General features: G+C 46.7%; 16 protein-coding genes. All 16 read right to left on the bottom strand.

The window, feature by feature from the left end:
* Nucleotides 1-9: 9 nt before the first annotated feature.
* Entirely contained in the window at nt 10-783 is a 774-nt protein-coding gene (locus RMY64_RS35680) for a malate dehydrogenase (RefSeq protein ID WP_322702570.1), read from the bottom strand.
* A 74-nt stretch (nt 784-857) separates the two neighbouring features.
* Entirely contained in the window at nt 858-2,252 is a 1,395-nt protein-coding gene (locus RMY64_RS35675; RefSeq protein WP_322702569.1) for a mercuric reductase, read from the bottom strand.
* Between the two features lie 166 nt (nt 2,253-2,418).
* Nucleotides 2,419-2,784: a hypothetical protein gene (locus RMY64_RS35670; protein ID WP_322702568.1), complete on the bottom strand. Its 366-nt coding sequence runs from the start codon at nt 2,782-2,784 to the stop codon at nt 2,419-2,421.
* 203 nt (nt 2,785-2,987) lie between these two features.
* On the bottom strand, nt 2,988-3,281 hold the full coding sequence (locus RMY64_RS35665; RefSeq protein WP_322702571.1) for a DUF302 domain-containing protein: 294 nt from the start codon (nt 3,279-3,281) through the stop codon (nt 2,988-2,990).
* 145 nt (nt 3,282-3,426) lie between these two features.
* Entirely contained in the window at nt 3,427-3,822 is a 396-nt protein-coding gene (locus RMY64_RS35660) for a DUF6130 family protein (RefSeq protein ID WP_322702567.1), read from the bottom strand.
* 82 nt (nt 3,823-3,904) lie between these two features.
* Nucleotides 3,905-4,933 carry an alpha/beta hydrolase gene (locus RMY64_RS35655; protein WP_322702566.1) on the bottom strand — a complete coding sequence of 343 codons (1,029 nt, stop codon included), beginning with the start codon at nt 4,931-4,933 and terminating at the stop codon, nt 3,905-3,907.
* A 163-nt stretch (nt 4,934-5,096) separates the two neighbouring features.
* The gene (locus tag RMY64_RS35650; RefSeq protein ID WP_322702565.1) at nt 5,097-5,618 is read right to left on the bottom strand and encodes a cytochrome P460 family protein; all 522 of its coding nucleotides are present in this window, start codon (nt 5,616-5,618) and stop codon (nt 5,097-5,099) included.
* Nucleotides 5,619-5,728: 110 nt separating this feature from the next.
* On the bottom strand, nt 5,729-6,724 hold the full coding sequence (locus tag RMY64_RS35645) for an alpha/beta hydrolase (protein WP_322702564.1): 996 nt from the start codon (nt 6,722-6,724) through the stop codon (nt 5,729-5,731).
* Nucleotides 6,725-6,846: 122 nt separating this feature from the next.
* Nucleotides 6,847-7,734, bottom strand: coding sequence for an alpha/beta hydrolase (locus tag RMY64_RS35640; RefSeq protein ID WP_322702563.1), 888 nt, complete (start codon nt 7,732-7,734; stop codon nt 6,847-6,849).
* A gap of 163 nt (nt 7,735-7,897) precedes the next feature.
* Entirely contained in the window at nt 7,898-8,920 is a 1,023-nt protein-coding gene (locus RMY64_RS35635) for a WD40 repeat domain-containing protein (RefSeq protein ID WP_322702562.1), read from the bottom strand.
* 77 nt (nt 8,921-8,997) lie between these two features.
* On the bottom strand, nt 8,998-9,564 hold the full coding sequence (locus RMY64_RS35630) for a ferric reductase-like transmembrane domain-containing protein (RefSeq protein WP_322702561.1): 567 nt from the start codon (nt 9,562-9,564) through the stop codon (nt 8,998-9,000).
* Between the two features lie 94 nt (nt 9,565-9,658).
* A complete protein-coding gene (locus RMY64_RS35625) occupies nt 9,659-10,528 on the bottom strand; it encodes an alpha/beta hydrolase (protein ID WP_322702560.1) in 870 nt (289 codons plus the stop codon).
* Nucleotides 10,529-10,652: 124 nt separating this feature from the next.
* The gene (locus RMY64_RS35620; RefSeq protein ID WP_322702559.1) at nt 10,653-11,396 is read right to left on the bottom strand and encodes an SDR family oxidoreductase; all 744 of its coding nucleotides are present in this window, start codon (nt 11,394-11,396) and stop codon (nt 10,653-10,655) included.
* A gap of 85 nt (nt 11,397-11,481) precedes the next feature.
* Nucleotides 11,482-11,913, bottom strand: a complete 432-nt coding sequence (locus RMY64_RS35615; RefSeq protein ID WP_322702558.1) for a cupin domain-containing protein — start codon at nt 11,911-11,913, stop codon at nt 11,482-11,484.
* Between the two features lie 291 nt (nt 11,914-12,204).
* The gene (locus RMY64_RS35610) at nt 12,205-13,116 is read right to left on the bottom strand and encodes an SDR family NAD(P)-dependent oxidoreductase (RefSeq protein ID WP_322702557.1); all 912 of its coding nucleotides are present in this window, start codon (nt 13,114-13,116) and stop codon (nt 12,205-12,207) included.
* 105 nt (nt 13,117-13,221) lie between these two features.
* The gene (locus tag RMY64_RS35605; RefSeq protein WP_322702556.1) at nt 13,222-14,799 is read right to left on the bottom strand and encodes a GMC family oxidoreductase; all 1,578 of its coding nucleotides are present in this window, start codon (nt 14,797-14,799) and stop codon (nt 13,222-13,224) included.
* Nucleotides 14,800-15,046 lie beyond the last annotated feature (247 nt).

Raw genomic sequence — 15,046 nt, 5'->3', positions numbered from 1 at the left:
CGCACCCATCTATAAGTTTGACCTAGTTTGGCGCATCTTCATACAGAATTGGTATAACTGACAAACTACTGTTGATATACCATAGCTTGTATTTCCTTTGCGTTCAAAAATGTTATAGCCTCGTTTACGAGTTAACTGTGTGTACTCTTGCTGAATTTGTTCTAGCGTTGCTCTTTGTGTTAAGGGGAATTCAGTTAATAGAATTCCCCCAATAAATGCACTAGACCAAACCACAAATTGGCTGTCTCCATGCTCTCCAATCACATAAGCATGAATGTCTTGTTTTGCAACATTCAGTTGCTTTCCAAGTTGATATCTCAGTCTAGCAGTATCAAGAACGGTTCCCGAACCGAAAATTAGGTTTTCTGCTCTGGTGGAAGTAGCGATTGCAATCCGCGTCAGTACATCCACTGGATTGCTAACAATAATTACGATTGAATTCGGTGCAACTCGATCCAATTCTTTGATTGTCAAACGTATAATCTCTGCATTGTCGCTCAATATATCTAATCGGGTTTGTCCAAGTTTCGGCTGCACCCCAGCAGTCACAATAATGATATCTGAATCGGCTAAGTCTTCATACTGATTTGATGGTATGATTTCCATCTCTTTAAGTAGGGGAATACTGTCTTCAATGTCCCATACTTGTCCTTCAGCTTTTGATAAGGTTCGGTCAAAAAGGACAACCCTTACACATCTACCGAGTAAAACTAAAGCATTTGCAACGTCTGCACCTACATTACCTGCACCAATAATACCGACTTTAGATGTTTTACTAATCATGCTATATCTACTCGACCTTCATGAATGAAATGTCGTTTGTTTGGTAAGCCCTTGGGTTTGCAATTGCTGTCTTTTTACAACTTGGAAAACAATATATTTAACCCTTCGGTCATCGTGGGATGAGTCAAAATACCATCGCGCAGAACGGTGTAGGGCATCTGAGCTTGAATGACCATCTGCACTGTTGAAATCACTTCACCTGCTTCATGACATAACAAGGAACACCCTAGAATACGACCTGTATCTGCATCCACGATCGCCTTCAGTAGTCCATCGGTTTGACCCAGTGTTCTTGCCCTGGGAACGGCTGACGCATCGATCTTTGCCACGCGGATGGCATATCCTTGTTGCTGTGCTTCAGTTTCGGTTAAACCCACATGAGCCAGTTCTGGATCGATGAATAGACAAGATGGAATCAATCGATCCCGTGTACTCCGGTTGCCCCCATCAATTAAATTAGCTTTGATGATGCGATAATCATCGAGCGATATATGGGTGTATTGCGGGCCGCCATTGATATCGCCTAATGCCCAAATCCCCGGAATATTCGTCTCCAGGCGATCGTTGACTTGAATAAATCCGCGTATATCGGTTGCTACACCAGCAGCAGCTAAATTTAAACTCTCAGTATTGGGCGCACGACCAACGGCAACGAGCAAATGCGACCCCTGGAGGGTGAGGGAGCGATCGCCAACTTGGATTTGCAGGATGGTTTCATTACCAGTGCGATCAACCCTTAACACCTTCGCCTTTAATAAGAATTCAATCCCATCTTTTTCTAACAGTGCTTGAACAGCGATCGCTATATCTGGATCTTGCTGTGACAGGATTTGTTCGCTTTGCCCAATGACAGTAACACCAGAGCCAAAGCGCCGAAACATCTGGGCAAACTCTAAACCAATATAGCCACTACCGAGAACAATCAGGTGTTCAGGCAAATATTCTAGCTCCATAATCGACTCACTCGTTAAAAACTCAACTTCTGTGAGTCCGGGAATGGATGGAATTAACGGTCGTGTGCCTGTATTAATAAATAAGCGTTCGGCGGTAAGTAAACGATTGTTCCCCTTGGTCATCGTTACTGCGATCGTTTTGGGAGCAACAAAGCGGGCTGTACCAATGATCAGTTCGTGACCCAAAGCAGTTTCTAAATTGTGCAAGTTCATTTCACGCATCCCTTGCACAACCGATCGTTTTCGTTGGATCGCTGCTGCTAAATTAACGATAGGTGTATTGGTTTTAACACCATAAACGGCACTATTTCGCACTGTGTTTGCTACATTGGCACTCGCCACCATAGTTTTAGTAGGAATGCAAGCAATATTAATGCACCCGCCACCAATCATATTTAAGCTGCGTTCAACCAGAGCGGTTTTACGTCCGTCAGCGACTAACGCTGGTGCAAGTGTTTTACCCGCTTTGCCGCAGCCGATAATAATGTCGTCATAGTGTTGAGCGTTTATTTCCATATCCTTTGAGTTCGAGCGGGTGAATACGACTTCTAGAAGGTGTTATGAATTTCAGAAAAAACTGGCTGAATCAGAGGGTTTTAGCGATAACGTATTTGGCGAACGTAACTCAAGATGCTTGCTTTAGCTGGGTTGACAAAAAGTGTATAACACCTGCGTTTATGATTCAACTTTTTCTACAAGCTTGCTTCATCAAGATACGCTTATTTTTATACACCTCTAAAGTACCAGACTGCGGGTTATCCAATGTGCCATCCCACACCCAATATTCATAAATTCCACTCCGAAACTTATACACTCGAACACCTTCTGTCGCTTTGCTAGTTCCTTTGCCCAAACTTAGATTACCGTTGGGACTGGTCGCGCGATAGAGTAGTTCGCCTGAAGTATAATTCCGCCAAATATTTACGTTGTAACCACCCTGGCATTTTGTACTCAGGATGAGGCCAGCAGTAGAATCAGCAGAAGCTCTTAAGGAAAAGTTAGCTAAGATACTGATTGGCAGAGCCAGGAGTAACGCAGATATTTTCATAAATTTTGTAAAATTAATGAGTTTGACATTACTTGATTGCTGCAACAAGCTCATCTGTAGAAAGAACTCATTGGCGATATACCCAAAGTTGATCAGTGCTGCCTAATAGCCGTCACCTAGTTTTGGATGCCGAGGAGCTGCTGTTGCATCCTTAATGGTGTTTCAAAAACGCCAAGGTGCGATCAGCGTGCTAATTCTGCAATTTATTGGCGATCGGCGGAACTAAGTGCTTGATAGACTAAAGGTGCAATGATAGCGATATTTTTCACCAACTCATCAAAGAGAGAAAATCGCTGTTTTAAGTAATTAGGATCGTTGTAACTCACCCACACCTTGCCGTCAGTCGCTTTCCATGCCAGTACTTTCAGGGGTAAATCCAGGGCGATTATTGGTTCTGCCACCATGAGGGAAGTTCCGGCTTTCGGGTTGCCAAACAGCAACAACTGTGTAGGACATAAGCTTAATCCGACTTCTTCGGCTTCAGCCTGTTGATCGATGCGGGCAAAAACGGTGATACCTTTTCCTTGAAGGATGGCTGCAAAGCGATCGATAGTTTAATACAGAATCAATAACTACCACCCACGATGTGCAGCATTTCCCCAGATGCCCCTGTCAAAACTGTGATTTTTCCCTCTAGTTTTTTCATGATGATTTCTTAAAATCGGGCAGCGTGAACTCTACAGTTTCGCTAGTGATTACTTTGTGCGTGGGGTCAGCTAGTTCAATCAGCACCTTGTGTACGCCAGGTTCCAGTCCGACCAGGATGATCGTTTCCCCACTGGCATCGACAAAGTGCCACGGCGCATCGTCAACGGTGATGTGAATGTGACCGATGCGCGGCGATACTTCGAGGGCACCTTTGCCAAACACTGGCAACACACGCAAATTTTCCGTCCGGTACTGGATGAAGACACGTCCCTGTACTAGCGGTTCGGGAAGCGGTGGATCGACAATCAGCTTGGGTGGTGCTTCATTTTCAATCGCAATCAACGGTGACGATCCGATAATGTCTCTAGCGCTCGGTGTGTGGCTGTTCATAGCAGGTAATTACCTGAGAGTAGTATGTATTACGATCCATTTAAAGGTGAAACGGCGCAAAGTCATTGCTCCAGAGAAGCCATTAACGTTTCTTTGATGCGAGTTCCCAGACCGCAGTTGCGAATGCTTTCGGATCTTCCTGGGGCAGGTTATGACCGACGTTTGGAATGACCCGATGCTGACGTTCGCCGCTAAACTTCGCTGCCGTCGATTTCCCATCGGTTGCTGGCACAACACCATTTACATCCCCGTCCAGCGTGATCGTCGGCACCGTAATGGTCGGTTGCGCGGCGAGTCGCTGCTCAAGTTCCTCATATATGGGATAGCCGGCAGCAAGTCCAAGGCGATGGCGGTAGGAATGAATAACGACCTTCACATAATCGGGGTTGTCGAAGGCGCTGGCGTGTTGATCGAGCGTTGCCTCGTCAAAGTGCCAGTTCGGCGAATTGCGAGTCCAGAGAATCCTCGCAATCTCACGTCTGTTAGCTGTCAGTCCGGCGCGTCCGCGCTCGGTCTGGAAATAGTATTGGTACCAGATACCAGATTCGATCGCGGGTGAAAGTGGCAGCCCTGCTTTGGCAATATCCTGGATCAAGTAGCTATTGACAGACACCAGACCTGTGCATCGTTCAGGCCAGAGAGCCGCAACAACACAAGCAGCTCGTCCACCCCAGTCATAGCCAGCAAGCACAGCACGGTTCAACTGCAATGCATCCATCAAGGCGATCGCATCAACACCGATCGCGGCTTGCTGCCCGGAACGTGGTGTGGCGCTGTCGAGAAAACGGGTTGATCCATGTCCCCGCAGGTAGGGAACAATCACCCGACATCCGCGTGCAGCAAGTATTGGTGCAACGTCAATGTAGCTGTCAATGGAATACGGGAACCCATGCAGCAGCAACACCGGAGATCCATCGCTCGGTCCTGCTTCATAGTAACCGATGTCGAGGACACCCGCTTTGATCTGCTTGATGGGAGTAAACCTAAATTCAGATCGTTTGGGCTTGTTGAAGCTTGCGTGTGCAGTACTCATGAGTGCCATTTCAGTGAAAATGCTTGCTGTCGCCGTTCCCAAAAAGCGGCGGCGGTTGTGTTTAATTGCTTTGAGCATGGGATTTGTTCATTGAATTCTGACTTCTTCGGACATTCATGTTTCTTTAAGCCGGTGGACTACTAGCGGTAATGGCAGGAGGTTAGCTTCGGATGTGCTGCCTGACATCTCGGTGTCACAAAACTTGCTGAAACTCACTATTTTGGCTAACGCACCTTCGCATTCAAGGCGCGTAATGCGTAAAGGCAAAGTCGCGAGCTTTGACGCTCACATGGCAGGAAAAACAGCTTTGTACCGTTACGTCGGCGGGTTTGCCGTCGTTAAATTGAGCGAACCCCCAGCCGCCAGTCGAGGCGTATTTTATTGAGTCCTTGACCATAAACTGAACCCCCTCCTTGGGTGGCCCAGCTACGTAAGATTGGAGACGGCCAAAGGCCCTGTTGTTTTCCTCCGATGGGACGTAACTCCAGGCGAGCCGGGCAATGATTGTGCCGTCGGGGAAGGGAAGCTTCCCTTCCCGGTATGCCTTGATCGCTACGTCGTTGCCCAATTTGGCGCGTATATCGTTGAGGTCGCCTTTTTCGCGGGCTACAGAGATCAACGTCCAGTCGCGGTATCCAGAGGGAATTTTGCCTCCGAAGATTGGGGCGGCCGCTCCATCAGCGTAGCGAGAGGGAGGAACCACGCAGATAACCACGCTGACCACCATTACAACTGCAACTAGTAATAAAGCGATCCGTCTCATACAGTATCTCCTTCAAATATGCGCTACTGAAATTACCTCATCGCGGAGATAGGGGAGACGCGGAGACTCTTAATCAATTTTTTAGCTCTTTGCGTCTCCCTCTCTGCATCCTATTGCAGATATTTCTTCAATTGGGCAGCAGCTTGAACAAACAGAGAACGGGTTTGTGGCAACTCGGCTAAACCATTTAGTAGTCCGAAGTCATGAATCATACCGTTGTACTGCACAGTTGTCACCTCAACCCCAGCTTCATCGAGCTTGCGTCCATAGGCTGTACCTTCGTCATGCAAGATATCGCTCTCTGCAACCACAATTAACGCCGGAGGCAAGCCTTTGAGTTGCTCAACCGTCGCCTGTAGGGGAGAAGCATAGATGTCTTTGCGCTTTTCTGGGTCAGGGATGTACATGTCATACATCCACTTCATCGTTGGTACAGTCAGAAAACGCCGATCGCCAAATTCGTGATAAGAATTCGTTTCAAAATCCGCATCTACAATCGGCCACATCAGGATTTGCAGTTTGATGTGTGGCCCTCCTTTTTCTTTCGCCTTCAAAGCAGTAACAGTTGTCATGTTACCCCCGACACTGTTGCCAACGACTGCCAAATTCTTGCCATCCACGCCAATTTCCTCACCATGTTCGGCAACCCATTTAGTTGCAGCATAAATCTCATTGATTGCCTGTGGGTACTGAGCATCTGGCGTGCGAGTGTAGTTGACAAAGACACCTGCAAACCCTGAAAGTACAACCAAATCACGAACCATGCGCTTGTGTGTTGGGTAATCACCCAGCACCCAACCACCACCATGAATAAAGATGAAAACAGGCAATGTGCCTTTGACCCCTTCAGGTCGTACAATATCAAGGGTAATTGAATAACCCTCAGCAGTAATCGTCTTTTGGGACTCTTCAATGCCTGAAAAGTCTACTGAAACAGAAGCCTGTGCATCCACAAGAACTTGACGTGCTTCGAGTGGAGTAAGTTTTTCCAGCGCCACAGCCCCTGAATTCAGCACTTTCAAAAATTCCTTCGTTCCTTGGGAAAGACGTGGATCATCCGCAACTTCTAAAATTTTTGCTGCTTGCGAGTTTGCTTGAGCAACCATGACATTCTCCTTTAATAACTTGTAAACAATCTCTTGAAATGGCACTGTTAAGTTAATTGATTTAACACTGTTGCTTGATCAGTTGTAATTGTAGTAATGACAATCACTTTTTATTGACAAAACTATTTGTTACTAGTGGTTAGCTTAGTGTTCTCTACAACGTGAGTGGTCAAAAAGCGACGAATATGGTCAGAGATCGCATCCCCATCTTCTTCCAGAGCAAAGTGTCCCGTATCAAACAAATGAAACTCCAAGTTTTTTAAATCGCGTTTGTAGGCATAAGCTCCCTCGACTAAAAAGCCCTGGTCATTTTTGCCCCATACAATTAGCGTCGGTGGTTGATATTGGCGCAAGTAAGCTTGCCATTGTGGATATAACAGAACATTGGACTGGTAGTCGTATTTTAATGCCAATTGAATATCTATATTGCTAGGGCGATCGAGGAGTGCTTGATCCAGAGTCCAGGTATCGGGACTGAGGTTTTCTAGATTCCTAGCTCCAGTGATGTAATACCATTTTGCGCCCTTGTTTGCCAGAGCCTGTCGCACGCGATCGCTATTTTCGGGTGTCTTATTCTGCCAAAAAGCGCGCATAGGCTTCCAGAAATCACCGAGTCCCTCCTCGTAAGCATTGCCATTCTGCACAATCAGCGATTCTACTAGCTCTGGGTACTGTACTGCCAATCGATAGCCAATGGGAGCGCCATAATCCATTAAATAAAGACTATAGTGTTTCAATCCGATCGCATCGACAAAGCCTGCCATGACTTCGGCAAGGCGATCAAAGGTGTAATCAAACTCATCCACCATTGGCATGGAACTATGGCCAAAACCAGGATAATCAGGTGCAATCAGATGGAATTGATCCGCCAACGCCGGGATTAAATTGCGGAACATATGAGAAGAAGTTGGAAAGCCATGCAATAGCAGAATCGTCGGATTATTACGAGAACCAGCTTCACGATAAAAGATATCTAAACCATTGATCGATACTGTGCGATAAGTGGTCATGCGTTTACTCTTTTGAATTCAAGCCGTTTAATAGAATCAGAAATAGTCGATCTTGAAAGCTTCCTGTCACACCAATTCTCTAAAATGAGGTAACAGATGGAAATCAGGAAAGTCTTACAGGAGCTAGATTTTTTAATTGCGAATTGCGAATTGCAAATTGGTATCACTCTTTAAGAACAGACCAGAGTTTGATGGTTTTGTCGGCACTGCTGCTTATCATGTTTCCATGCGGTCTGAAAACTACTGACCGCACGCCTCGCTTATGCCCGATCAAATTCTCCAAGAGCTTGCCTTCAGGCAACCCCCATAACTTGATAGTGCTATCATTGCTACCACTAGCTAATCTCTTGCCATCAGGACTGAAAGCCACTGACCACACAACTCCATCATGTCCAATTAGGGAGTGCAACAATTTACCAGTAGGCATTTGCCAAAGTTTAACTGTCCTATCAGCACTGCCACTGGCTAAAGTCCGTCCATCAGGGCTAAAAGTCACTGAGCGCACGGCTTGTGAATGAGCATTCAGGGTTTTTAAAACAGCATCATCCATGAGCCGCCAAATTTTGAGTGTACCATCCTCATTGCCACTAGCTAAGGTCTGCCCATCAGGACTAAAAGCAACAGTTCTTACCCACTTTCCATCTGATAACTGATGAACTTGTATGCCAGTCTGCACGTTCCAGATGCGGATAGTTGTGTCAGCACTACCACTGGCTAACCACTTTCCGTTGGGGCTGATGGCAACGGCTTCTACATCATCTGTATGTCCATCTAGGGTACGAAGCAGTTGTCCCGTCTCTAAATTCCAGAGTTTAATCCGGTTATCCCAACTGCCACTAGCGAGCAGCTTGCTATCTGGACTGATGGCAAGGCTTACCACTGCATCGCCGTGTCCTTTTAAAGTATAAAGTAAGGTGTTACTAGGCAGATCCCAAATTTTAATTTTTTTATCGTAACTGCCACTGGCGAGGAAGCGTCCATCAGGGCTAATTGCAAGAGCGTAAACCAAAGTTGAACTTCCTTGGAGAGAACGTAAGGGTTGAATGGTTGCAACAGAGGTAGTAGCAACACTAGTGTTTCGGAAGGAAGACAATAAGCTAACACAACTGCTACTACCAACCAAGATCGTTAGGGCGCTGATTGCCAATGCTGCTGAAGATTTCGAGGTAATTTGTTTCGATCTCATAACAAGACATTCCTTGTGCAAGTGGGAGAATAATCTGACTTGCACCCACTGTGTAACGGTGTCGGAGACTAGCGGTACTATAAAGTAATTTTTTCTGGAATTTGAGATAAGAACACTTTTCCTTTCGCTTTTTGTTGTTTATTCCAATGTTCAATCCAGCATCGCATCAGAAATAAAAGGGTTGTCGTGACAATCCCTACTAGCGCAATCGGGGTTAAATAGCTCCAATGCCCTAACATTTTGTCCCAAATGTGCCAAGTGAGCAGGAACATAGCTAAGTAAGCCAGGGTATGTAATCGCTTCCAATTTTTTTTGAGTCTTTTGACACTCCAGTCATTAGAAGTAATTGCCAATAGGGTAAAAATTATGAAGGTAGATACACCTTGGATATAAATCCAATAGGTATTGGGATCTAAAAAATCAAGGTCTCTCTTTTTCACTAAGAGCAAACCGTGAAGCAAAGCCAAGCAGAAAGCCAAAATACCGATAAGCCGTCGATATTTTAACAGCCATTTGGGAAGGTTCGCTTGTTTAGTTTGAGGAAAAATGATTCTGAGATTCGTGGGCATTAAGGTGAGAATATAAGCTCCTAAAGCTAGAAATCCCAGGGTGTTTTCTAACGGTGCTGTATCGATTGCCGCCATGACCGATCCTCCTTAATTTTCCAATAAAAGCCCTTACAAAGGTAGGTATTTTTTATTTTTTTAGAGAATTGGTATAATCTATCATTTCCACCGATCAGGTGAGAACAGATTGCAGTCGTGATGTGAGAAATTGATCGATATAGTTTGCGATCGCATCCCCATCCTCTTCCAAAGCAAAATGTCCGGTATCGAGTAGATGGAACTCAACGTCTTTCAAGTCACGCTGATACGGATAAGCACCGTCAGCAGGAAAGATGTAATCGTTCTTGCCCCAAACAATCAGGGTAGGGGGTTGATTTTTGCGAAAATACTCCTGCCATTGGGGATAGAGCGGTGGATTCGTACCATAACTATATAGCAGTGCCAGTTGAATCTCACCGTTGCCGGGGCGATCGAGGAAATGTTGATCTATAGTCCAGGTATCGGGGCTGATTGCTTCTAGATTGCGAACACCATTGGTATATTGCCACTTCGTCGCTTCCAGAGTGACAAGATATTTAAGCTTTTCAGCATTCTCAGGCGATCGCTCTTGCCAGTATGCCTTAATTGGTTCCCAGAATTCGCGTAGACCTTCTTCGTAAGCATTGCCATTTTGAACAATCAGAGATTGCACGCGCTCTGGATATTTAGCGGCAATCCGATAGCCTATCGGTGCGCCATAATCCATTACATAAAGGCTGTACTTTTTGAGAGCGATCGCAGCAATGAATTTCTCTACAATCTCAGCCAAGCGATCGAACGTGTAATCAAATTCATTTACAGTTGGCATCGAACTGTTGCCGTAGCCAGGGTAGTCAGGAGCAACGAGATGGAATTTATCAGCAAGTGCTGGTATAAGATTGCGGAACATGTGAGACGACGTTGGGAAGCCGTGCAATAACAGAATCGTCGGATTATCACGGGAACCCGCTTCACGGTAGAAGATATCTAAACCATCGATCGATACTGTGCGATATGTAGTCATGGGATTACTCTTGTAAGTGATAAAAGTGATATGATGGCGTTTTACGACAGGTTGATCTATCTCACATCCTGACGACAGATCTGCTCCTAAAAGTAGTCCCGCCAGCTTTAACTCCTTTTGAACTTCAAATCTGTGCCATACCGCCATCAACAAACAACTCAATGCCGTTCACAAAGCTGCTGTCGGCTGAAGCGAGAAAGACAACGGCTTTGGCAATCTCATCGGGTTTGCCGACTCTCAAGAGTGGGATGGTGCTGGCTTGGCTGTCCACAAATTCTTGCAACTGCTGGTCATTCAGTCCCAAATGGTCGTAACCAGGAGTCGGAACCACACCAGGGCTAATGGCATTCACTCGGATCTTGCGTTCTCTAAGGTCGAGTATCCAATTTCGAGCAAACGATCTCACGGCGGCTTTAGTAGCGCTGTAAACACTAAAAGCTGGCGTACCTTTTATAGAAGTAATCGAAGCATTCAGGATAATAGAAGCGCCCTCTGGCAACAGTGGCAGTGCCTTTTGTACGGTGAACAGCAGACCTTTGACATTTACGTTGAATGTTTTGTCAAAGTGTTCCTCAGTGATTGCTCCAAGTGGGGCAATTTCTCCACCGCCAGCATTAGCGAAGATGATATCGAGGTGTCCTTGCTCAATGGTGGCAAACAGGCGATCGAGGTCTGCCAGATTAGAAACATCACTCTGCACAGCCGTAACATTTTTACCAATGGCTTCCACCGCAGCATCCAGTTCGGCTTGGCGACGACCTGTAATGTAGACATAGGCACCTTCAGCAACAAACTGTTTAGCTGTGGCAAGACCGATGCCACTGTTGCCACCCGTGACAAGGGCGATTTTTCCTTCTAGTTTTCCCATTATGCTAATCCTTTGATTGTTGGGTTTAAAGCGGTCAGTTACTAATGGAGAGTGCAGTCAGGAGGAAGAATAGTCAGCTTAATCTCTAAGGGATATCTCCGGGCGCACCCAGAGTTTCATCGCCAATTTCGCTAGAGACGCGCATGAATAATGCCAAGTCAGTTTTCTCATTTTCGTTTAGCGTCCCTGTTGCCTCTATTAGTTGAGCAAAGGCACTAGGCGCAGCAACAACCAACCCGCGAGCTGGTTTATCGCTAAGTGCGGCGACTACATGGATGGTGTTAGGCGGAATGAAGAAGCTTTCACCAACGCCTAGCACAACCTTGTTCTCACCTGCCCAGACAGTAAACTCTCCTTCCAGCACATAAAGTTGTTCGGAATAGCGTGTATGGCGATGGGGTGGAGTCTGCGTACCAGGAGTGAAATAGCCCTCAATCAGGTCGTATTTACCGTCAGTCGTGGTGCGATCGGCGAGGATAGTGAGGCGAGAACCAAGAAGCCAGAATGATTTTGTCATGGAATAGATGCTTCTAATGAATGAATTATGTTACAAATGCTCAAGTTTGCGGTTCAGATAAGGCAGGCTTCATGCCGTTTTTAGATAGACAAGTGTGACAAATTTTTAACATTAAGCTTGTTGGGAAGACTTTGCAAGGTTACGCTCCGCTTTAATTAAATCTGCTGCCTTCTCAGCAATCATGATAGTGGGTACGTTCGTATTTCCCGTGGTACTCGTGGGCATGATGGACGAAAGGCTGGCAGGCTTACGACCGGCAATTCGTTCATCAACATCACTGTTACTGCCAGGTCAAGCGAGCAGGCGCAACGATTCATTCCAGAGCCGATCGGCATTGTCTGGGTTGAGGGCGTAGGGGGCAACTCCGCTCATATAGCCGTTCCCGTTGGTGACGAGAGTGGCTTCATTGCAGTCCTCGAAATAGCGTCCGCCAACGCCCTTTAGTAGCGGTGAGGTTGCCAACAGAACGGAAGTTGCCGCACCCTGCGCTATTGTCTTGTGCCGCTCAGGTGGGGTTCTAAGACCGCCCGTATGACGCTGGAGGTTGGTTGCGATCGCCCCGGGCATCAGGGCATTAGCGGTAATGCCATCCTTGAACCAGCGTGCAGTAGCACCCACAGCAAAGAGGATGCTTGCAGTCTTGGACTGTCCATACGCCAACCACGGATCGTAAGGACGGAACATGAAGTGAATATCATCGAACACAATGGGCGACATCAGATGTCCGCTAGAACTAACCGACACGATACGGGCAGCACCCTCTGCGGCGAGAGCGTCGTGTAGTCCGAGCGCTAGGGCAAAGTGTCCGAGATAGTTAGTGGCAAATTGTATCTCCCAGCCTTCGGGTGTGCGCTGTTCGGGCAGTGCCATTACCCCTGCATTATTAACGAGGATGTGCAGAGGCTCACGCCAGGCAGCAATGAACTTGGCAATTGAGTTGCGATCGCTTAAATCAAGCAAAGCAACATGAATATTCCGGTTCCCAGTAGTAGCCATAATGTCAGCCGCGGCTTGCGCTCCAGCATCGGTATTACGCACAGCTAGTGTGACGATCGCTCCAGTTTGAGCCAGTGCCCGCGCCGTTTCTACGCCGATGCCCGATGCGGCTCCCGTAACGATCGCCCGCTTGCCGGAAAGATCAATTCCTTCTATGACCTCGGCGGCGGTGGAATGTCGTCCGAATGGTGTTGTAATCAGTGCCATTGTGTATTCCTTTGCAGAGGTAGAGTGTTCTGTTTGCCTAACATCGACCGATAAACGCTCAACAGGTACGATCATCTGAGATCGATCAAAGACGATCGCCCGTTTCTAAATAGATGAATACGCCGGATTTTGGACGTTAGATTTGCTGAGAACCGTTCGTGCTGTGCGACCTGCTTTAATTAAATCCGCTGCCTTCTCACCAATCATGATGGTCGGTGCGTTCGTATTTCCCGTGGTGATTGTTGGCATGATGGAGGCATCCACGACACGCAAGCCTTCAACCCCATGTACCCGCAACTCAGGATCGACCACTGCCATTGAGTCAATGCCCATTTTGCAAGTGCCAACCGGATGCCACACAGTGTTGCAAGTGTCCCGAATGTAAGCAACGAGTGCTTCATCACTATGAACCTCAGCACCCGGAGCAATTTCTGCACCACGAAACTCATCAAAGAAGTTGCTATGAACTAATTGCCGCATTAATTTAATTCCCTCAACCAGCTTCTTTACATCGGTTTCATTTTGCAGATAGTTCATCTGCAACATCGGTGTGTTTTTAGGATCAGGCGTTCGTAAACCGACACTGCCAATATTTTGCAGATGGGTCAAAGCGACTGCACCCGTAAATCCAAATGCCGCTGGAGCATAGCCAGGGGGTAAGAGCTGAATGGAACCGAATAGAAACTGTAAATCGGGTGCAACCGCTGAATTCCACTTGCTATGCAAAAATAATCCAGCTTCCCCGATACCACTGGTGCTGGCAAAGTGTAAATCCTGAGTTGCTTGGTATACCACAGGAGAGAAAATGTGGTCTTGCAGGTTTTGCCCAACACCTGGCAGATCGACGACAACAGGAATCCCTAATGTTTGTAAGTGTGCTGCATCCCCAATGCCAGAAAGCATTAGCAGCTTGGGCGAATCAAACGCGCCCGCACTTAAAATCACTTCCCGCTCAACCCTGACTTGGTGCAGCATTCCCTCGTGCAGATATTCCACCCCAACGGTGCGGGTTCCCTCAAACAACAATCGAGTCACCAATGCCCCAGTCGTTATGGTCAAATTGCGACGCCCGGCAATGGGCACAAGGAACGCAGCAGCAGCACTGTGCCGTTTACCCTCCTTGATAGTTTGCTGATAGAGTCCGGCTCCTGACTGCTGCGTACCGTTGAAATCAGGATTGTAGTCAAATCCCATTGCCACAGATGCCTCTACAAATCGTTGAGAAATTGCAGTCGGCGCAATGAGATCGGTAACGCTCAACTCCCCATCAACTCCGTGGTAGGCGGAGGCACCGCGTTGCTGGTGTTCAGATTTCTTGAAATAAGGCAAGACATCAAGGTACGACCAACCGGGATTTCCCAACTCCTGCCAGTGGTCATAATCGTGATGATTGCCTCGGACATACATCATGAAATTAATCGAACTGCTGCCTCCTAAGACTTTGCCACGGGAACAAAAGATTTTGCGATTATTCAAGAATGGTTCTGGTTCAGAGAAATAGCTCCAGTCCACCTCTGAGCCTAGTAGATTGACGCACTCCGCTGGGATGAAAATCTCTGGTTTCGTATCTGGATTACCCGCTTCGAGTAGTAACACAGTTGTGTCATTATCTTCGGTTAGACGATTGGCAACCACACAACCAGCCGAACCTGCACCGATTACAATGTAGTCATAATTAGTCATAAAGTTCTCTTTCTCTGTTATCTACAATGAATAAATGGAGTCAAGAATGAACTGATTTAAAGAGCGATTCCTGAAATACGGCTTTAGCCCTGAGAGTGTCAATTCACAGAGCCGTGCTTGCTGCTTCAATCACTTTGGCAACCTCTTTTGGATGAGAGATAAAAGGAACATGACTGGAGTTAACTTCGGTTGTCTTAGCTCGACTTTATCCATTTTTAATTCAATCAAGCAGCGTAAACAGCAATAT

It is taken from the genome of Nostoc sp. DedQUE08 (assembly GCF_034530895.1).
Lineage (GTDB): Bacteria > Cyanobacteriota > Cyanobacteriia > Cyanobacteriales > Nostocaceae > Nostoc.
Note: the sequence above shows the minus strand (reverse complement) of the source record. Positions and strands in the feature narration are given on the sequence as shown.